This is a genomic window from Ammoniphilus soli, assembly GCF_040813775.1.
The window spans coordinates 1-18,754 of the sequence record NZ_JBEGDL010000039.1; the positions used below are offsets into that span (position 1 = coordinate 1).

Consider the following 18,754-nt stretch of genomic DNA (forward strand, 5'->3'; position numbering starts at 1 on the left):
TAATTGGTCTAAAGCAAAACCTTTTTCATTGTAAAGGTTTTGCTTTTTTCTTTTTGGTGTATTGATTTATTTTAGCTTTATGGGCATGCGATCGCACCCCAATCTTTAGTATTCTACGCCGGTTGACAACAATAAAAACACCCCCTTTTTAATGTGTGTAGGGGGTCATGGCATCTTTTTAATCACTTCTTTTCCACGGTCCGTAATCATAAACTGATTACTGACTTGTTCTAAATATCCGCTTTGACATAAGAAACTTATACGGTCCATTGTTCTTAAATCATTTATTTCACGACATAATGAATCCTGGTCTAAGCAACCGTTTTCAACAAAAAGTAGCAAAATATTTTTCGTTAAAACCATGATGATTCCCTCCTAAAGGATCGGCTGTTAGGAAGTTGTATCGAGCCGGTTTACCAAGATCACTCAAGGACTTCTTGGTAGGAGGATCAAATTTTGTAGAGTACAGGAAGTCACTAAAAAAACTTCGTTTCTAACAAAAATAGCCATCCCGAATAAAAGAATGACTAACCTCTACTCGGCAACCCGGCTACCATAGCAATACCTTAGGCCCGTGGCTTTGCGTCTCCATATTTCCATGGATTTGCCTTTATCGAATTTCTTCCATTAATTTCATTCAATCATATAACAATAGATAAATCAATGCGACCTGTAACACAATAACTTAATAATTCTTGACGCGAAAAAAATTTTAGATACTTTTCCCAATCATAAACCCGTTTGATTTGTCTCCATATTACATTTTTACTATAAAAGTTCACTAGAGTTCTAAAAAGTAGTCAACCCAAATTTCATCCTCTTCTTCTTGATCATCCTCGAACCCGTCAAATAAAACATCTTCATGAAGATATTCATCTTTAGGATCTCTATTCATTTTTATCACTCTCCATACGGTTTTTATATATGGATATGATGATATAGATAGATTTAGGAGGTATTTTACTTATTTCGAATCGTATCCGGTTCTAATCAGGATGGAATACACGTTACCAGAGCTTTACGAGTTTTTGTCCCTACTCCATCGATTTCCCATTTTTTCGGCATGATGGAACCATCCTTTTGGCGCTGATTCTAGGCTAACTGTTACAAGAATCCGATGAATCGAAATGGTATTCTCCTATTCTACATGGATAACCCCTCTCTGATTATCCAAAATAAATCTCCTCATGCCATCCTATTTTCCACCTTAAGCTTCCCATAAAAGCTGAACCATTCCATTTTCTATCCCCTCTTCTCCTCCGCCATTTTGATGAAGAATGACGTCCAGAGTATTTCGATCCTGCACCCCGGCAGTTCAACTCCAACAAAATATGATATTCGAGAAAATTGAACCCCATGGATGGATGATTCTCGACCCAAGTCCGTGGAATCTGATAAACCTCTTCGATCTGACCTTGTTCTTTCGCTTCAATAAGTGCTGATCCAATATCTGCGAAATGAATAACTTTTTCATTCACACATGTATTATCGTTTGTTTCCTTGTTTTACTGGCACGACCTCTTTTTCGGATTGAATTATCTTTTTCAATCGTTGCCAAGCCAGTCGTTTATATTCCATTTCCACCTCATCATGATAAATGATCACATATAATTGATCTTTTGTTGCCTTGGAGAAATCAATGAAATCCATAGGATACATGGTCAATTCTTCCCCGCAATCCCTTAATGTAGGGTAACCCCACGTTGATCGTACTACTTCCATCTGGTTTTGAAAAGTTTAAATGATTATGAATCATTACTAAGATTGTTTGCGAGAACAATCTCTGTATCGAATAGTACATTTTTTCGGGTATAGCTAGAAATTAATGAAAAAAGCATACAATCTATATTTTAATTATATAACAGGTATTGACGTTAAATAATTGTTATATTACAATATAAACATAACAATATTCAGAATAAAACAATAAGTGGAGGGGTAAAAAATGACAAGAACCTTAGACTTTTATAGAAATATACCGCAAAAAGAGTGTCGGGAATGTGGGGAACATTTCGAGGAGCAAGCAGAATCTTATATCTATGAGTGTGAGCGTTGCTTCGGACACAAGCATGACTAAAAAGGTGATCCGATGAAGTTAGAAGGCGTCGTATAGTACCCTGTTTGTTCCTGGAATCAGGAATAGACAGGGTATTGTTGTTTAAGGAATGAGTGAAACCGTTGGTTATAGAATAAAGTTTCCGAAATTCCATCTGTTTACACACTCTCTTTCATGTTCGGAATATTCCTCTTCCCTCCCTCATATTTAATGATTAAATGGTTAAACCGTTTAATGGTTTACTAAGCTAAGACGCTGGAGGAGAGGTGTTTTCCGATGGAGAAAAGAGAAGGAAGACAACGGGCCGAACGATCCGATAAGAAGATCAAAGTTAATTCGGGTTATCTAAGGCCTGTGCATGACAAACTTCAAAAATTGGCTATGGGCTGCGGAATAACCAAAACAGAGCTACAAGCCTTTTTCGTGGAACTCTGTTTAAATAACGAAAATATTATCAACTATACTCAAGATCATTTTAAAGACACGTCTCACTTCCGAATCATTCCTTCCAAGTTGGATGGCGAACTGCGGTTTGTGTTCGTAGAAAAAACATCCACAAAAAAATAAAAAAGGCATACCTGTCCATTATTCCTATCATTGACCATTCTTAAACGCCTTATACATATCCCAATAAAAAAATTTAGAAGTAGGCTGCGGCCTGCTTCTTTATTAGGCATGGAGCGGACGATAACCGGTTATTAAAATAATCATATAATAGTAAATTTCGCACTTTTTTTAAAAAGAGAATACCTATTCAAGACCATATCCTAAAGGAACCCTTGTTTTAGACAACGAATAGCAGAGCATTTAAAAAACACAAAGAGGATGAATCGCCTATGACCTATACAGAACAAGAAATTCTAAAGTTTTTCAAGCAGGCATGTGATGACATGGGCTTCTTTCCAACCGTTGCCCAATATAAAATTTGGGCTCGTGAGAACCGGGCACCCAGTTACGATGTGATTCTAAGACACACGGGTAAATCTTACGTTTATTTTAAAGAAAAATTTGGACTGCCGGTGAAGGAAAAGCAAACAGAAGAAAAAGTGATCGCTGCTTTACAGGAAGCCGCAGAGGTCTATGGTAAAGATTTAAGGAAACTTGATTATATAGAATGGTATCGAGATAAACCCAACGAACGTCCATCCCTTGCGGATGTAAATATAGTTTTCAAATCCTTTAATCGAGCTAAATTAGTAGCTAACCTACATCCTAATAAAAACTTTTATACAGTAGAAACCACTCCGGAGGAGTGTATCGTTGCTTTACAAACATGTGAACAAGAGATGGGAGAAGGATTTTTAGCCGCTGACTATGAACGTTGGCGAAGTGGGAAAAACTACCCTTCCATTGTAACCATTCGATTCAAGTTAGGGGATTACCGAAAAGCTTTGCGAAAAGCCAATCTGAACCCGGATGCTCACAAAATTCCACCAGAACGATTTTATCAGGATGTATATGCCTATGTTCAAGAAAAGTTGAGTAGGACTGCTTATGAAAAGTGGGCTGCAAAGAATGGACATTTACGAGCTTATCAATTCGGACCAAACGGAGTGTTCTTTTACGATATGATGAAACAAGTACTAGAAACCATTTTGGAACAAAAAAAGATCGTGATCCATCCACTTCATAAATGAAGTCTTGTAAAAATGCTATGAGAACCTTCAATCAAAGAACTAGTTTTAAATGAATAAAAGATGGAATGACCCAGCTGTGATTTATATGCTTAATACCATGATGTCATTGGGAAATAAATGTTGAATTAACAGAAACCAACTAATGATATCAAGCGGTAAGTGTGATAAATTAGCTATTGTCGCTGATTGATACGTGAATAATGAAATGGTGAGTGGTCGCGGCTCATGAACTTATCATGAGTTGAGGAAAGTCCAGGCTCGCCCGGTGCTGAGATGCCCGGAGTGTTCGTGCCATCCGCAAGGATGGGCAGTTGATGTTAGTATCGACTGACGGCGGTGAAATCATGCTAAGTCTACAAAGATATGCTGAGAATAGCCTGAAAGTGCCACAGTGACGGAGCTCTTCTGGAAACGGAAGAGGTGGAACGAGGTAAACCCCACGAGCGAGCAACCCAAATTTAGGTAGGGGCACCATCCTGCGGGAAGTGAACCAAAGGGATGGATCGGTCAAATGGCCGATAGTCATATGACTACACCTGTTGTGCAAGGTTGGCACCGTCAATAGCACGCAGGAACAAAACCTGGCTTACAGCCATTTCATGTGCCATTTTCAATCAACCTCATCGCGGGGTGGAGCAGTGGTAGCTCGTCGGGCTCATAACCCGAAGGTCGCAGGTTCAATCCCTGTCCCCGCAACCAATATTTTTTTCTGCGTTCGTAGCTCAGCTGGATAGAGCACTGGTTTCCGGTACCAGGTTTGCCGGGGGTTCGAATCCCTCCGAGCGCGCCAAACAACCGGATACATATCCTGCGATGTACGTAAGCATGTTTATTTTTTTTGAACCTTACTGTTTTTTTGGGATTCCTAATCTGTTGATTGACGCCATGCCCACTCCTTTGACTGGGATCGCGGGAACGTCAACATGCGGTAACCCACCTGCGAGAGCGGGTTCTAAAAACAGGCATGCAACGGCAAAGTGGGGTTTTATATAGCGCTCATTTGAGTGCATCATGATGGCGGTCGTGGCGAAGTGGTTAACGCATCGGATTGTGGCTCCGACATTCGTGGGTTCGATTCCCATCGATCGCCCCATTTGATTAAACATAGAAATTAGTCTACTCTTTACATACCGTGCTATTCGGGGAGATGGCGGTGCCCTGTAACCCGCAATCCGCCTTAGCGGGGTTGAATTCCCATTTGAGGTGCGATTCATGTAAGGTCTGCCTTGTGCAAGTGGCGTTGACAATCAGGTCCTACGCAACAGAAACTCATGAACCTGGTCAGGTCCGGAAGGAAGCAGCCATAAGTGAATCATTCTGTGTGCCGTGGGGTGGCCTGATCGAGCTAACTGCATAAGTAACGCTTGGTTGTTCGTATCGACGATGGGTGCACGGTTTATGGACGATTAGCTCAGTTGGTTAGAGCGCTACGTTGACATCGTAGAGGTCGGCGGTTCGAATCCGTCATCGTCCACCATAGGCCGGCTTAGCTCAATTGGTAGAGCACCTGACTTGTAATCAGGGGGTTGAGGGTTCAAGTCCTTTAGCCGGCACCATAGTTTTTTTCAATATGGCGGTGTAGCTCAGCTGGGAGAGCGCTACACTGGCAGTGTAGAGGTCAGCGGTTCGATCCCGCTATGCTCCACCATACATAGATTAAAGCAGGATCATATTATTGATCCTGCTTTTTTGTTTTCATGTCGGTTGTAAAATGGATAAACATGATTCAGCACGAATGAGGATGACAAATGGTTAAAAAATCATGGGTGAGACTATGCCGATTCTCTCATATACCCATGCACTTCTAACTTTTTCAGCCAGACTCGGATCGTCCTTTCATTTCTGCCAAAGTGCTCCTCTAATTCCTTCATGGAAGGTTGTTTAATATTTCTTTCGATTAAATAGCGCCATAAGATATATGGACTAATGCCTAGTTGCTTGATGATTTTTGCGCCAGTTTCTTTTGTGTAATTCATACTCTAATAATCTCCTTATTAAAACGTTTTCAATAATCACTTATAAAAATATATAAAAAAATGAGACTTTTATCTACAAATATTATGTTAATTTTTTGTAAACAGACGATATCTAACCTTAACTTAATGGATAGTCGATAAAAACGAGAAGTAAACGGAGAAAAACCCGCTGCCGCCGGTTCTTTTTTGTCCTCGCTTGAGTGAGGCCGCGCCTTTGACAAGCGTACCATCCCCGAATGTCTGCTTTGCAAAGAGCCCTTTCAAGAAGCTAGGCTTGCAAAGCCATTCGGGGAACGGGTCTTCTCCCCACGCGGAAAGGCTTTGCGCGGCGAGCCTCGGACCCTTGGTTCGTTTGCCTCAGGCGGCCCCCACAAGGGACGCTCGGACAAATTCCTATAAGGAGAGGATCAAGATGGAGCAAAAGAGAAGTCGGATTACGGTTTACTCGGTGCAGTTGGTGAAGGAACGAAATATGATGGTGTATGGGGAAAAATCGATCCGAAGCCCACAGGATGCAGAAAAGGTCATACGGGAATTAATCGGCACATCGGACCGAGAAGTGTTTGCCACGATTTTCCTGAATACGAAAAACAAAATAACGGGGGTAGAAAAAGTGTCGGTCGGTTCATTAAACTCAGCGATTGTGGACCCCCGCGAGGTCTTTAAGGCGGCTATCCTACATAATGCGGCCTCGATTATCGTTTCTCATAACCACCCCAGCGGGGACCCCACTCCCAGCCGTGAAGATCTAGCCGTTACCAACCGACTAGCGGAAGCCGGGAAACTCCTAGGCATCGAAGTGATAGACCACATCATCTTAGGTGAAGAAACATTTCAATCTCTCAAAGAATCAGGCATGATGTAACTCCCTGATTCGCCCCCTCAGGCTGGCACCCGAGGGGGATTTTTCTATATTGTAATATAATTACCCTTTCATTACAATATAATATCATCAGTTATATTGTAATCAACCCAAAGGAGTTGGAAACGATGCGGTTATCCGAGCAGTACCAGGAATGGTTACGTCATCCGGAACGTTTTCATGATCGGGAACTAGCCCATGAATTTAACATCATATTTCAAATCACAAAAGATCAACTACAGCTTCATGTGGAGCCCACAACGGAGTACCGGGTGAAGGAGGAAAAAACCTTGAGTATTGTGGAACAAACCGCCTATATCAAAGAATTATTCGATGATCTCTACGAGCATTTTATCCCGTGGCAACCGGTACAAACCGAAGAATATCGGAAAAAGGCAGAAAACATGCGGACATTTTTAGAAGGGAGACCTCTTCTTTTCGATACCCCTTATTTTCAACAAAACATCGGTCGTCAGCGGTTAAAAATTATTCAATACTGGATCGAAAACATGGGAGAAAAAGAATAACCCCTTTTTTCGTCAAGGGGTAAAGCGGTACCGGACCGTCGGACTGTTGTTTGTCCGGCGGGAGGATAAGGAGCGACCCTTGACGAATGGGGATCTGATAAGCTAAACATCCCCCCGAACTTACCGTTCGGGGGCTGGCTAGCGCCGAGCGTCATAGGGATTCCAAAGGGATGGTCCCTTTGGTTCTTTTCCATTGCTTTTTTGTTTTAAAATTGAAATAATTTTGATAACTTATGAAATCATTTCATTGGTTAAAACTAAAGACTTTTTATTCCTGTATCCCCTCTTCTATTCATCTAAATAAGGGTAAGTACATTCAAAAATTATAGCATGTTGGCCATTTAGGCCGTCATGCGTTTCTCCCGGTTGAACAACATAAACTGGCCAACCTATATCACCATTTGATATGTAACTTTGCCTTTATAGGTTATGGTGATCGAAATTATCTGTTTCCGCAGTCTTTTTGAATCCCATATTTGTTAAAAGTAAGTCTACAGTTTCTTGTTTCAGATTACGCCTAGAACCTCCTACCCTTACCGAACTATTGAGTCTTCGGATAAACCCGTCGCTTACAGCGGACACAGACATAGGCCCGTTCCATGGTTTCTGGGTCAACAATCAACCAGCGCCCCTTCTGCTCGGTTTTACACTGGCATATTTCCGCCATTACAAGCTGATCTTTTATCCGATCGATTTCCCACCACTTTTGCATACAATCACTCCAATTAGAATATATGTTCCTATTTTATCGCATCTACCCTGATTGAGTTATCAAATCTTAACCCATATGTAATATACTGGTAATATTATCCTTTTATAATGGAATCATGTAACCCCCCCTATATCTTATTATGAAGTCCGCCAGTCTTTTGGCGGACCTCTTTTTTATTGTCTTTGCCCCGGTAGTAAGAAAAAAGGCACGGATCGAGAACCAATCATCTTAAATAGCTAAAATTAAAAGTAGTATTTTTTCTAAACATAAAAAATGTGCCTGCCACTACTGGCAGGCAACAACGATTCACTTAAAGTTCATGCATAGGGAATTTCATTATAATCCAATAGATGCATGTTGAGTAGATGGAACAGTTAGACAAATTATAACTATTGACATGTCTAAAAAACTAGTCATTTTCCATATCGCAGTCAATCAACTCAATCGGATTCGCTTAAAAAAGGTGATGAAATAGAGAAGAATTAAACTTGAGTTGTGGTAAGAGTATATGTGATGTGAAGGGTTTATCCAATTATTAATAAAGGATACCTTTAGCTTTTTTAGCTATGGGTATCCTTTATTATCATTTATCTATACGTCAATTTTATCTAATGCATGTTCCCATGACGGAAAGTAAAACAATGCACTTCGCATTAATACAGGATCAGATTGCTTTACTTTCTTTTTACTTAGTGATTCCCCTTTTGCCTTTAACTGCCTCAACTTAGCCAAAACATCTTCCATCTTCATGTCAGCTTGCATCGAACTTCACTCCTTCTCGGTTGTAGTTGATGTCTGTTTATTAGATGTAATGTCTTGCGTACAAGTGTAATATAAAAAATGGACACAAGCAAATGGACTAAGCCGTGTTGACATGTCAAAAAACTAGTGATTTGTCCATCATAGTCATACACAGACTAGCAGATATACAAATAAAATGGGTACTGAAATTGCGCTACGGGTGGATCCTCATACCCCCTTTTGGTGTTGTGAATCATAGAGATCCTTTATCTCGGATCCAGTAAAGGAACAGGTTTTTTTGTTCAAGTATCACTTGCATTCAAATACTCGTTTTCTTTATATTGATAATAATAACCATATTTTTATAGGGAGGTCTATCGATGAACAAAACCGAATTAGTAGCCTACGTAGCAGAAACCGCAGAAATCACCAAGAAAGATGCTACAAAAGCGGTGGATGCGGTATTCGAGGCGATTGAAAACAGCTTGAAAAAAGGTGAAAAAGTACAGTTAATAGGCTTTGGCAACTTCGAAGTTCGTGAACGTGCCGCCCGTAAAGGTCGCAACCCACAAACGGGTCAAGAGATTGAGATCGCAGCATCCAAAATTCCTGCCTTCACGGCTGGTAAGAGTTTGAAGAGTTCCGTCAACGGAGAAGAAACCGCCTAATAACATACAAAAGCCTTGAGAATTTGCTTTTTCTCAAGGCTTTTGTATGTTATAGGGTACTAGAACTCTTAGGATAATTTATTGAATTCTTCCACTTAGGGATTGCTCTGCAAACTGAACCAACCGCTTCGTAATTTCTCCACCAACAGAACCATTCGCACGGGATGTCTGGTCAGCACCAAGTTGAATGCCGAATTCCTGCGCTATCTCCCACTTCATTTGGTCAATCGCACTAGCCGCTTGAGGAACTAGTTTCCGATTCGAATTACGACTCTCTTGTTGTCCTGGCATGTTAAATCCCTCCAATAAAGTTATGAAAATCCTTGTGGAAGTTATCATTCCACCTATGTGGTATGTTATTCATAGAAACCTAAACAATAAATTGGATTTGTTTGTTTAAATTTTATGAATTTTGTCTATCCTGCTAATAGACCACCAGCGGGAGAGGAAATAAAATGGGTACTTCAAGACTGAAAGTGATTCTTGCAGAAAAAGATATTACGATTAAAGAATTGGCAGCAGCTACTGGATTAAGCCGAAATAATCTTACCGCTATTGTGAATGGTAAACAGCGTCCTTATATCGATAATGCCTATATGATCGCTGAAGCACTCGGAATGCATATTGATCGAGTGTTCCCAAACTACTATAAATATGAATCAAAAGCCAGACGAAGAACAAAGTCCGGTTAATTCACCGATCTCAAACGTGTTTTTTTATCTACCACGTAAGCATATTAGCAACATATCGGCAATCAGCCGCTGATAACCTGCCATGTGTAATGGCGGCTGATAAACAGGACATGAAAATTGGAATCTTCGTCATAAAAGCCTCACTCCCCTCATAGGTTACCAATGAACCAGGTTACGTGGTCACGTGGCAACGTGGTCACCACGTTCCTGAGATAAGGTACAGGGAGGAGGCTTTTTTGTCATGAAGAAGAGAGACAAGAGGATTCATACGGAACAAGGAGCCAAAAGGTTGCGGGTAAGTTCTACTTACACTGAAATGCCTGATATTTACGAAAAGCTGGATCGTTTAGCCACAGCTTGCGGAATCCGGCCTACCACATTACAAACGGAACTGGTAAAGTTGTGCCTCCAAAATGAAAATATCATCAACTATATTCAGGATCGATATAGACACTGCTCCCGGTTTCGTATTATCCCCTCTAAGTTAGATGGGGATCTAAAATACATTTTTGCTGAAAAGAAAAAGGCCGTCAAATGAGGGCCATTGATAACTTAGACTATTTAAGAATGGATTTGTCCTAGAATGAAGGATCATTCAAAAGATCTCAACTGGGTGTTAGTTATGTGTATATGGGATAATCGTGAAGTGATTCAATTCAATATGAAAGCGTCCTTTAAGTAGAATGTCTAAGCCGATCAGACCGTTAATTTCAAGTTCAGGATCGAAATAACCAAAATCCAAAGGTATATCCGTAAATACTTCTCCGGCAAATACAACTTCATCTACCTTTTTCGCAAAGGAGTTTTGAACTCCACCAATTCCAATGGAGTCAATGATCTCATCATCGGGTGTCCAATAAATGCCTATATCATCTACAGCATCCGAAGAAATGATGGAATGAACTGCTCCAGTATCAATGACAACGTGATCAATCTATTTTCTTTTCCCCCTGTATTCCAATATAATCGTTGCGTGAAGAAGTCCTTGTATCAATTCCACATTCATTAATGACCTCTAACTCGCAGTCCATTGTTAGGACGAATTTGTATGACGATTTTTTCTTTTGCTGTATGATATACAAATCTGTCTCCTGAACAGCGAACTAACTCTCTTGTGGCCTCTCTTGGAGAATCAATGGTTTTAATCACGGCCACTTCATCAATGATCTTCTTATCTTCTTCTATATGATACCTCAAGGCCTGGAGAACAACATATTGATCAGGATACACTTTGCGCACTTCTGACCATAACATAACAAACACCTCCTTACATCCATTTTAACATAGGGATCATACCACAGTTTGGCAATTCTTACTGACCATTGGCGAAGAACGTCTAACTTCCGCCAGATCAATTGCTGATGACCTACCAACTATTACTTTATTTTTATAGAACACGAAGCAAAATAAACAAAGACGCCGATTTTCCTTCTCTTGAGGAAAATCGGCTTTTTGACTTTTATGTTAATTACTTGTTAGTGAAACCCATGATAAAAAACCATTTATTTTAGTATTTTTCATGCTGTCCCCTATCTTAGCTTATGTAATCATCGGAATGATTTTTTTGATTTTAAAGCAATGTAAAACATGGTAAGGTATAGATTAGTAAGGTGATCGAATTTGATTAACTTGATTTCACGATCATTCAACTGAATTCGTTCGGTCATGAACGATTGAATGTATGAGAGTGATTGTATGCGAACGAAGATGAGCAATCATATATTTTTCTAGAAATCAAAAACTTAAATCTATGTTAAAGAACAACATCTCCTCTGAATCACATAAGATTTACCTTGATTTATATGCGTTTTATAGCTTTCTTTACATATTGAATGAGTCCGATTGACTTGATTTCACAATCATTCAATTGAATAAGATCACTCACGAACGATTGCAGGTGTATGATTGATTGAATATGAACGTATATAACTGTATGTCAATTTATAAAATTTATTTGTCCAAAAAGGAATAATTCTCTTTCTTTTGCTTGCCAAAATTTATATTATATTATTATACTATTCTATTCGTTTTAATAGATTCTTATCTATTGACGTTAGTTAAATCAACCGCGTTCAATCGTGTACATAGGGGGTGATTGAACTTGAATGAACAAAAACAGGTGTATTGGACCGCTGAAGTAGCTAAGCAATTAGGCGTATCACCGCCTTCTATCAACCGTTGGACAAGAGCTCTAGAAGAACTAGGCTATCCGATCTTATCTGGAACAGAAGGAAGAGCTTATACTGATTCGGACATTGAAATATTAACTCAAATTCGTGATCTTTTGAAAAATGGGCCTAAAACCAAGACGAGTGAAGTGGCTAGACAAGTACTAAATTTGCAGCCAGGTGAGTTGTACGCAAAAGATGACCGAACGAGATCGACTAGATTTCAGGATCAATCGAACGAACACGAACGATTGAAAAAACCAGATCAGACACAGTTGATTGAGTATGAACGTTCAAAAATTATGGAATTTTTCCAAGGCTACCAAGAAACAGTAACGACATTAGAAAAGAAGATCCAAGTCTTAGAAGGAAAATTAGAAGAAAGACCTGATGTTTTAGAAATCCGGGAAGAACAAATGGCTTTATGGACATTAGAACACCATGTAGAAGCTGAACTTAAAAAGGAAGCAGAAAGTGCGTGGCTCAGTTTACCTAGTTCTGAACGAGAACATCGTATTTTTAAGGGATTGTTTCCTAAACGCGTGGAAAATGAAGAAAAGAAAAGATGGTTTATTCATGACTTTATTCAGCAACGTAAGCCGGATGAAGTAATCAAACGTTGGAATGAGCGACAAAATCTTCTAAGAGAAAAATCAAATCATGTCTTGAATCAAAAATCCCCATCTAACCCGCATGAATAGGGTTGGATGGGGATTTTTATCGATTGCATTTCACCATATTATTAGATGAACATGAGTTATCTTTTATGTCGCATAATACAACAAAATAAGTCATAAGTTAGAATTATACGATATCATGACATCGTTAGACCGAACAGTTAAATCTTTTAAAGATGATAATCTAACAACTTATCCAACAAACACTCCACATCCCGGTCTTATCAATAGAGCTGAATGAGAAATTTTCCAGGATTACGCTTCACAACATTGGATGAATATGGTATATTTATTGTGTCGCATAATACATCAAAATGACTTCTAAGTTAGAATAATACAATATCAAGCTTTGCATCCTTCGTTATATTCGGATAAAAGAAAGGAGGTATTGTAGTCATTGACGTTGTTTACAGAAGAAATAGTATATTACATCTGTGATCGAGTATTAAAGGATTCTATTTTAGATGTGTTTTATTTAATATCTACTAAAGAAGCTGGGATCTCTAAAATTGATATCCTTCGAGAATATCAATCTTCCTTAGGAATCGATCAATCCTCCCGTAAGTATCGTTACACGGTTGACGAAGCTGTGGCAACACTTCTTGGTACAACGTTTATCGATTTCTTTAAAGATGGAACAGCAGACAAATACTTTTTAACGAAAAATGGAGAAGTTGCTGCAGAACTCATGGGGAGGCTTATTCAAGAAAAGCCGGATCTTTTAAAAACTAGCAAGATTGTTTCTGCTGTAATGAAGACTGAAGCCATTTGATATTCATATAAAGTGGGAGGGAATGCCGGTGAGCAAAGTTACGATTGATAATGTTTGGGAGTTAGAAAGTTTTGTTAAGCAGCGTGGAGCTTCTTTAGGGACTCAGTTTGGTTTTATCGGCTTAGGACAAGGCGGAGGTAAGATCGTAGATGCATTTGCTGGAATTCGAAACCCGGTGAATCAAGAACCTTGTTACCCTGTTCTTTGTATTAATACGAACCAGGGAGATATTGAAAGTTTAAAAAATGTTGATAAAAATAATCGGTTAGCCTTGAAGGGGAAAGAATTTGAAAAAGGGGCCGGAATGGATCCAGAAAAAGGTCGTGCGGCCATAGAAACCAATGGCGAGGCGGTGTTTGGAGCTGTTCAACGAGTAATGAAAGGTGCGGAAGTGATCGTCATCGTCGCTTCTTTGGGTGGAGGAACAGGGACCGGATCCATCAATATGATCATTGATGTGTGTGCAGATTACATAGGCAAACCCGTGATGGCGATCGTGAGTCTTCCAAATCCACATATCGATGAAAACATCAATGCTTTCAATGCACTAAAAGAATTAACTGCTAAATTGGAAGAGATTCGTGAAGACGATCAAGGAAATCAATATCGTGTTCTTGAAAATCTCATCATACTGGACAACAAGAAAATTATTGAAGATCATATCGAAGCCAAGGATCAAGGCGAGGAGGAAGCGACTCATCTTGCCTGGGATCGATATTCTAACTATAAGGTAGCATCGATTCTTCACGAGTGGAACGTAGTTACGACACTAGAATCAGATAAGACATTGGATGCAGAGGACTTTAAAAACAAGTTACTTTTAACCGGCGGTCTTCTGACCTTTGCAAAGAAGAAAATTAATCTTCAAGAAACCAATTTGAAAAGTGAAGCGGACTTAATTCATGAAATTGTCTCGACGTATCGGGGGAAAAACGTCTTAGCAAATGGTTTTAACTATCAGCAGGATGCCATTGCTTTTGGGCTTCATGTTGTTATGCCTAAAAGCAAAGAGGACATTCTGAATGCTAATACTCTTGAAAAGATCAATCGACGTTTACAAGACGAATTAGAGGTTCCCATCTATTATGGACGTTCTACCTGGGATTCGAAACATGCTTTGGTTTATACGATTGTTAGCTTACGTGGCTTACCCGAGCGTGCGAAGCATCTAAGAGAAGAATCTGAAGAATTAATTCGAAAGCAACGGGAAAGAGAGGAAAAATCCTCTGGGTTTAATATTGACGGGGATTTAGATGTCAATCCGTTTAAGAAAACAGGAGCGAGATCCAGAACGGTAGCTAACACTGATGCACCGGTAAATCCGTTTGCAGCAAAAAAGGAAATTGCTTCTGCATCATCTACTGAAGTCAAAAACCCTTTCAAAATGAAAAGGAACTAGTCGATCTAGTTCCTTTTTCTAACATGGTTAAAAATGGGATTCATCGAAAGGTGGTGAGACAGTTGTCTAAATCATCGAATGTTTACGAGCATGTTCACTTATTGGCGGAAGAATTTGTTCAGACTTACTATGATAAAAGGGTTGATCCTCTTAAATTTCAAGTCATTTATCAAGAAAAGATTGAACAGTTAAGTTTAAGATTAAGCAGAACGGTACAAGCAAAGGCTTTGTTTACCTATGTAGAAACCTCTATTGAGGAGTTAAAAGGCAAGCTGAAAAGTCAGGAACTCTCCTCGAGGGACGAGGAATTATTAAAAGTGGAGATAGATATTCTGGAGCGAGCGTATAACCAGAAGGCATTTGATTATGTAAAGGAACTGGTTCCCTTTAATACGAATATCGCCCAGCATGCCATTTTTTCTGCCCGTTCTTCGAATAAGGTTAAGGAAGGAGAACTCTCGATTACAGCCAATGGTGTTAAGGCCGTTCATATTAAAAGTAAAACGGGTGAGATCTTAAATACGTATGATGCTCAAGTCATGGCGGCCATTCAAAGCCTATGGTTTAAGAAGAATCGTGGCAAGATCTCCAATACATTAAAATTAAAATATATCGATATTCTCAATGAACTCAGTCTTACCGATGGTGCAAAAAATTATCAACGGATTCAAAATTCATTAATTCGCCTAAAGGATATTGAGGTGACATTGACACAATATCAAAGTCACAAGGGTGCACAATATGAAGAAATCGCATTAACCCGACTTATTGATCAAATCGTTTTTCGTCGTAAGGTAGATTCGATAGTTCACTTTGATCGGGAATTTGAAATAAAATTGCCGGATTGGTTAGTGGCAGCGAACGAAAACGGACACTTTTTTGACATTTCCCTTGTTCTCATGAATGATCTTCGAAGTTACTTGGCTCAAGGACTCTACTGGTTAATGGCTTCTTACACAGAGCCCGAATTTATCATTGAACTCGAAACTCTGGCGGCTCATTTTCATTTTCTTGAAGATGATCAGAGCTTGTCTCTTCCACCTTTTAAAATTGTGGAGCGAATCTCTCAAGCCTGTGAAGAGCTCAAGCAAATGGGAATTATCCGTAATTATCAATTTACAGGTAAGAAAAGAGGATTGAAAGAGAGAAATCTTCTAGTTGTAAAAAATACGTTCTTTGTTAATCCCAAAGAAAATAAACAATTAGAAATCAACTTAGATTAGACTCAAAACCTGAGGAATGATTAGAGCAGAAACTTATTTACCAAAGAGAGCGAGGAATTGCTCTCATTTTTATTTTTTTTGCAAAAAAAATCATCCGTTTGAGTACGGTAAAATAGTCTAATTCATCCGTTTGAGTACGGAAAAACAATCATTTCATCCGTTTGAGTACGGAAAAAGATTCGATCATCCGTTTGAATACGGAAAATCCTAATAAAATCATCCGTTTGAGTACGGAAATTTACAAAGAATGTCGAAAAAAACTTGAAATCATCCGTTTGAGTACGGAATCGTAGGTCTTATCATCCGTTTGAGTACGGAAAAAGTGAGTAGTTTAGTTCGAATCTACTATAAATTACCAATAAAACCGAGATAAAACATCCGTTTGAGTACGGAAATGGGGTTTTTAGCACGATTTCCCAAAATGTTATTTTTCTTATATAGTAGACTCATAGACAATAAAGAAATAAAAACGACAATATTCAGACAATTGAATTATCATTTTACAAAAAAAGAACTCCCACGCGGTAACGTGAGAGCCGGTTATCAAAGTGCTAGCAACACTTTGATAAGATTCATTGGTTCCTTTCGGGCTAGAAACCCAACTAAAAAAACTAAAAACTTAAAAACTAAAAAACTAAATAAACCATTTGAAACCCGATTTTTAAAAAATAAAAATCCTGGGCTTAATTCAATATTGCCTTCTTTAGTATAATTATACTTTTTATCTCGAATACGATCAATCAATATACACTTATTTCTTACTATAAATAAACAGGAGGTGAAACGGAATGATCCATCGTGACTTATGCAATCCATCTACGACTAAGTATTTCAGTGCATTAAGAATTCAATTTAATTTCTTGCTATCTCGCTATGTTTGTTGGGATGGATTCATTCCGCTCACCCTTTCTGAAATGGCTGAGAAGCTTACTTGTGATATCCAATCGATCCGTAAATTTATCAAAAAGGGGATCCAAGAAGGAATGCTTCGTTTAGAAGGGGATCGTCTCTATCTTATTAAAAAGGTAGAGGAGTACTCTCAAGGGTATATCAAACACTTTCCATTCCTAGAATCTACTGAATTCCGTTCCATGAGTGTACATGCCCAGCGCTTTGTTCTTTACACGCTTTGGTCCGGAGTTCACACCGGCAGACCGTTAAAGCGCGATTTGTCTACGTTGTACCATTCTAAAGAAGAAAGAAACGGAGTACTCAACCTTTATTATCGGGAACCGGTTTACTTAGTCCTTGATGAAGTGAAATCTTTTCTCAAATTAGAGGTCGTTAAGGAAAGAAATAGAGAAATGGTTCGTGTTACTGGCCTACAGGATCCGTATGCCTTTCAAGAAGCTTTGGCCAATGAAGGAGAGCAAAAGCTTCTTCAGGATATCCTATGGGATCATGGCATGGACGAGCTGATTTCTGCAGCATCTCGAGAAGACATCTTAAAATTAAAGAAGCATTATGTTTCTTCTTTCCAATCTGTTGGTATGGAGTTGTTTGCCCATGCTCTGAAAAAGCTCCTTTCTGTGCACAAGCTCTATGAACTCAATCAGCAAGGAGAAGTGGGTAAGTACCTTCGATCTATCCTTGTTGACTTGGAGCAAAAGATTTTACCCACCTTACAAAGACAGGTTTACTATGTTACTCAAGCCATTCAAACCATGGAAGATACGCTTGTTTCTGGCGCATCCTTATGGATCAAACGTTTTGAAAAACAAAAGCAGACCATAACCCAGGCGATCCAGAAGATCAAATCGAAGATGGATCCACCTCACGAGGAGAAAATCCCCTTTGTCTTTTATAATTGGTTGGAAAACGTGTAAGACCGCACTTTTTTAAAATATCAAGGTGAGCGGTCTATTTGTATTGCATAAATAAAAGTAACCGTCAATCATTTATCCCATTTTAAATAACTATCTATTGAAATTAAATGTGGAGAGGACTTGAAATCATGTTCTCTTCACTTTTTTATTGCCATTTTCACCATGAATTCTGTGGAAATTAGAATTTTAAACTGTGGATTATAGAAATATAAATGTGATTATCAGTATTATGCTTGTGCATTCTATTTTGGGAACTATGGATTCTTTCAGGACAAATTCACAAACTCTTGCCACACTTGGGTTCCAACTGACTAGATCATCATCCTAATGGTTTTTAATAATGGAAATTAATAATTAAAGTTTTATATAAAACAAGCTATTTTACTATTTTTAACTTTTACTTCTTTTTACAAAAAAAAAAAGACTACGTTTCAATCTTTAAATACATAACAAGATCCATTCATTCAAAATCCTATTTTATTCAATAGGTAAGTTAAGTCCATTTTCCCAAGTCCTTTTATACACTATTTTATGCGTTTTCTTAACCTATGAAACGATCGAGTAAGGTTCATTTTTTCTTCTTAACTTACAGTAGAATGAACCTGATTTAGGAATGTTCAGTGATTATATTCCTAAGATAAGAAAAAACTTTTTTGGTCCGAGAGAACCATCTAGTTAGGTTGTTGGTATGATTTTCCTTGTAAAACATTTCCAAACAGCTGTTCTTATTGTAAAATTAAAGACGAACAAAAACCGTAAAAAAGAATTGTAAAAATACTGTTAATTTAAAATCAATCAATTTCTTTTATTTTGCGGTC

Annotated in this window: 24 protein-coding genes, 5 tRNA genes, 3 other RNA genes and 1 riboswitch; of the genes, 22 read left to right on the top strand and 10 right to left on the bottom strand. The window is 38.7% G+C overall.

Annotated elements, in window-relative coordinates:
* Positions 1-165: 165 nt before the first annotated feature.
* From ABLT31_RS32825 to ABLT31_RS32835, 3 genes are all read right to left on the bottom strand, one after another.
* Positions 166-363 (bottom strand): hypothetical protein, encoded by a 198-nt coding sequence (locus ABLT31_RS32825; RefSeq protein WP_367759673.1) that lies wholly within the window; start codon positions 361-363, stop codon positions 166-168.
* A gap of 174 nt (positions 364-537) precedes the next feature.
* Positions 538-619, bottom strand: a riboswitch (cyclic di-GMP riboswitch).
* Between the two features lie 547 nt (positions 620-1,166).
* A complete protein-coding gene (locus ABLT31_RS32830) occupies positions 1,167-1,478 on the bottom strand; it encodes a hypothetical protein (protein WP_367759674.1) in 312 nt (103 codons plus the stop codon).
* Positions 1,479-1,485: 7 nt separating this feature from the next.
* Entirely contained in the window at positions 1,486-1,722 is a 237-nt protein-coding gene (locus tag ABLT31_RS32835; RefSeq protein WP_367759676.1) for a hypothetical protein, read from the bottom strand.
* 223 nt (positions 1,723-1,945) lie between these two features.
* On the opposite strand from ABLT31_RS32835, the gene yhfH reads away from it, so the two are divergent.
* From yhfH to ABLT31_RS32890, 11 genes are all read left to right on the top strand, one after another.
* On the top strand, positions 1,946-2,077 hold the full coding sequence (gene yhfH, locus ABLT31_RS32840) for a protein YhfH (protein WP_367759678.1): 132 nt from the start codon (positions 1,946-1,948) through the stop codon (positions 2,075-2,077).
* A 255-nt stretch (positions 2,078-2,332) separates the two neighbouring features.
* Positions 2,333-2,623, top strand: coding sequence for a hypothetical protein (locus tag ABLT31_RS32845; RefSeq protein WP_367759680.1), 291 nt, complete (start codon positions 2,333-2,335; stop codon positions 2,621-2,623).
* A gap of 269 nt (positions 2,624-2,892) precedes the next feature.
* Positions 2,893-3,693: a hypothetical protein gene (locus ABLT31_RS32850; RefSeq protein WP_367759682.1), complete on the top strand. Its 801-nt coding sequence runs from the start codon at positions 2,893-2,895 to the stop codon at positions 3,691-3,693.
* Positions 3,694-3,897: 204 nt separating this feature from the next.
* Positions 3,898-4,287: RNase P RNA component class B (rnpB, locus tag ABLT31_RS32855), an RNA gene on the top strand.
* 30 nt (positions 4,288-4,317) lie between these two features.
* A tRNA-Met gene (locus ABLT31_RS32860) sits at positions 4,318-4,392 on the top strand.
* A gap of 12 nt (positions 4,393-4,404) precedes the next feature.
* Positions 4,405-4,483, top strand: a tRNA-Arg gene (locus ABLT31_RS32865).
* A 12-nt stretch (positions 4,484-4,495) separates the two neighbouring features.
* Positions 4,496-4,681, top strand: a non-coding RNA gene (ssrS, locus tag ABLT31_RS32870) — 6S RNA.
* 29 nt (positions 4,682-4,710) lie between these two features.
* A tRNA-His gene (locus tag ABLT31_RS32875) sits at positions 4,711-4,786 on the top strand.
* Between the two features lie 37 nt (positions 4,787-4,823).
* An RNA gene (gene ffs / locus ABLT31_RS32880) (signal recognition particle sRNA large type) lies at positions 4,824-5,088 on the top strand.
* 5 nt (positions 5,089-5,093) lie between these two features.
* Positions 5,094-5,170: transfer RNA gene (locus ABLT31_RS32885), tRNA-Val, on the top strand.
* 3 nt (positions 5,171-5,173) lie between these two features.
* Positions 5,174-5,249, top strand: a tRNA-Thr gene (locus ABLT31_RS32890).
* Between the two features lie 216 nt (positions 5,250-5,465).
* Here the strand turns inward: ABLT31_RS32890 and ABLT31_RS32895 are convergent.
* Both ABLT31_RS32895 and ABLT31_RS32900 read right to left on the bottom strand, forming a co-directional pair.
* On the bottom strand, positions 5,466-5,669 hold the full coding sequence (locus ABLT31_RS32895; RefSeq protein WP_367759684.1) for a helix-turn-helix domain-containing protein: 204 nt from the start codon (positions 5,667-5,669) through the stop codon (positions 5,466-5,468).
* A 123-nt stretch (positions 5,670-5,792) separates the two neighbouring features.
* Positions 5,793-5,933: a hypothetical protein gene (locus ABLT31_RS32900; RefSeq protein WP_367759686.1), complete on the bottom strand. Its 141-nt coding sequence runs from the start codon at positions 5,931-5,933 to the stop codon at positions 5,793-5,795.
* A 148-nt stretch (positions 5,934-6,081) separates the two neighbouring features.
* Between ABLT31_RS32900 and ABLT31_RS32905 the strand changes: the two genes are divergently transcribed.
* Both ABLT31_RS32905 and ABLT31_RS32910 read left to right on the top strand, forming a co-directional pair.
* Positions 6,082-6,534, top strand: coding sequence for a JAB domain-containing protein (locus ABLT31_RS32905; RefSeq protein ID WP_367759688.1), 453 nt, complete (start codon positions 6,082-6,084; stop codon positions 6,532-6,534).
* Between the two features lie 125 nt (positions 6,535-6,659).
* Positions 6,660-7,058 (top strand): hypothetical protein, encoded by a 399-nt coding sequence (locus tag ABLT31_RS32910; RefSeq protein WP_367759690.1) that lies wholly within the window; start codon positions 6,660-6,662, stop codon positions 7,056-7,058.
* Between the two features lie 541 nt (positions 7,059-7,599).
* Here the strand turns inward: ABLT31_RS32910 and ABLT31_RS32915 are convergent.
* Together ABLT31_RS32915 and ABLT31_RS32920 are read right to left on the bottom strand one after the other, a co-directional pair.
* Positions 7,600-7,770, bottom strand: coding sequence for a hypothetical protein (locus ABLT31_RS32915; RefSeq protein WP_367759691.1), 171 nt, complete (start codon positions 7,768-7,770; stop codon positions 7,600-7,602).
* A 591-nt stretch (positions 7,771-8,361) separates the two neighbouring features.
* Entirely contained in the window at positions 8,362-8,532 is a 171-nt protein-coding gene (locus ABLT31_RS32920; protein ID WP_367759693.1) for a hypothetical protein, read from the bottom strand.
* Between the two features lie 359 nt (positions 8,533-8,891).
* On the opposite strand from ABLT31_RS32920, the gene ABLT31_RS32925 reads away from it, so the two are divergent.
* Positions 8,892-9,179, top strand: coding sequence for an HU family DNA-binding protein (locus ABLT31_RS32925; protein ID WP_134703791.1), 288 nt, complete (start codon positions 8,892-8,894; stop codon positions 9,177-9,179).
* A 78-nt stretch (positions 9,180-9,257) separates the two neighbouring features.
* Here ABLT31_RS32925 and ABLT31_RS32930 read toward each other — a convergent pair whose 3' ends face one another.
* The gene (locus ABLT31_RS32930) at positions 9,258-9,470 is read right to left on the bottom strand and encodes a small, acid-soluble spore protein, alpha/beta type (RefSeq protein WP_367759696.1); all 213 of its coding nucleotides are present in this window, start codon (positions 9,468-9,470) and stop codon (positions 9,258-9,260) included.
* 164 nt (positions 9,471-9,634) lie between these two features.
* Here ABLT31_RS32930 and ABLT31_RS32935 point away from each other — a divergent pair, with 164 nt between their 5' ends.
* Both ABLT31_RS32935 and ABLT31_RS32940 read left to right on the top strand, forming a co-directional pair.
* Positions 9,635-9,871, top strand: a complete 237-nt coding sequence (locus tag ABLT31_RS32935; RefSeq protein ID WP_367759698.1) for a helix-turn-helix transcriptional regulator — start codon at positions 9,635-9,637, stop codon at positions 9,869-9,871.
* Positions 9,872-10,112: 241 nt separating this feature from the next.
* Positions 10,113-10,409: a hypothetical protein gene (locus ABLT31_RS32940; RefSeq protein WP_367759700.1), complete on the top strand. Its 297-nt coding sequence runs from the start codon at positions 10,113-10,115 to the stop codon at positions 10,407-10,409.
* 78 nt (positions 10,410-10,487) lie between these two features.
* Here the strand turns inward: ABLT31_RS32940 and ABLT31_RS32945 are convergent, their stop codons facing one another.
* Together ABLT31_RS32945 and ABLT31_RS32950 are read right to left on the bottom strand one after the other, a co-directional pair.
* On the bottom strand, positions 10,488-10,805 hold the full coding sequence (locus ABLT31_RS32945; protein WP_367759760.1) for a retropepsin-like aspartic protease: 318 nt from the start codon (positions 10,803-10,805) through the stop codon (positions 10,488-10,490).
* A gap of 71 nt (positions 10,806-10,876) precedes the next feature.
* Entirely contained in the window at positions 10,877-11,125 is a 249-nt protein-coding gene (locus ABLT31_RS32950; protein WP_367759702.1) for a hypothetical protein, read from the bottom strand.
* Positions 11,126-11,972: 847 nt separating this feature from the next.
* Here ABLT31_RS32950 and ABLT31_RS32955 point away from each other — a divergent pair.
* From ABLT31_RS32955 to ABLT31_RS32980, 6 genes are all read left to right on the top strand, one after another.
* Positions 11,973-12,740 (top strand): MerR family transcriptional regulator, encoded by a 768-nt coding sequence (locus ABLT31_RS32955; protein ID WP_367759704.1) that lies wholly within the window; start codon positions 11,973-11,975, stop codon positions 12,738-12,740.
* A 373-nt stretch (positions 12,741-13,113) separates the two neighbouring features.
* Positions 13,114-13,488, top strand: a complete 375-nt coding sequence (locus tag ABLT31_RS32960) for a hypothetical protein (RefSeq protein ID WP_367759706.1) — start codon at positions 13,114-13,116, stop codon at positions 13,486-13,488.
* Positions 13,489-13,516: 28 nt separating this feature from the next.
* On the top strand, positions 13,517-14,887 hold the full coding sequence (locus tag ABLT31_RS32965) for a tubulin-like doman-containing protein (protein WP_367759708.1): 1,371 nt from the start codon (positions 13,517-13,519) through the stop codon (positions 14,885-14,887).
* Positions 14,888-14,940: 53 nt separating this feature from the next.
* Positions 14,941-16,110 (top strand): replication initiator protein A, encoded by a 1,170-nt coding sequence (locus ABLT31_RS32970; RefSeq protein ID WP_462976567.1) that lies wholly within the window; start codon positions 14,941-14,943, stop codon positions 16,108-16,110.
* Positions 16,111-16,531: 421 nt separating this feature from the next.
* On the top strand, positions 16,532-16,822 hold the full coding sequence (locus ABLT31_RS32975) for a hypothetical protein (protein WP_367759712.1): 291 nt from the start codon (positions 16,532-16,534) through the stop codon (positions 16,820-16,822).
* 76 nt (positions 16,823-16,898) lie between these two features.
* On the top strand, positions 16,899-17,936 hold the full coding sequence (locus tag ABLT31_RS32980; protein ID WP_367759714.1) for a hypothetical protein: 1,038 nt from the start codon (positions 16,899-16,901) through the stop codon (positions 17,934-17,936).
* The last annotated feature ends 818 nt before the right edge of the window (positions 17,937-18,754 follow it).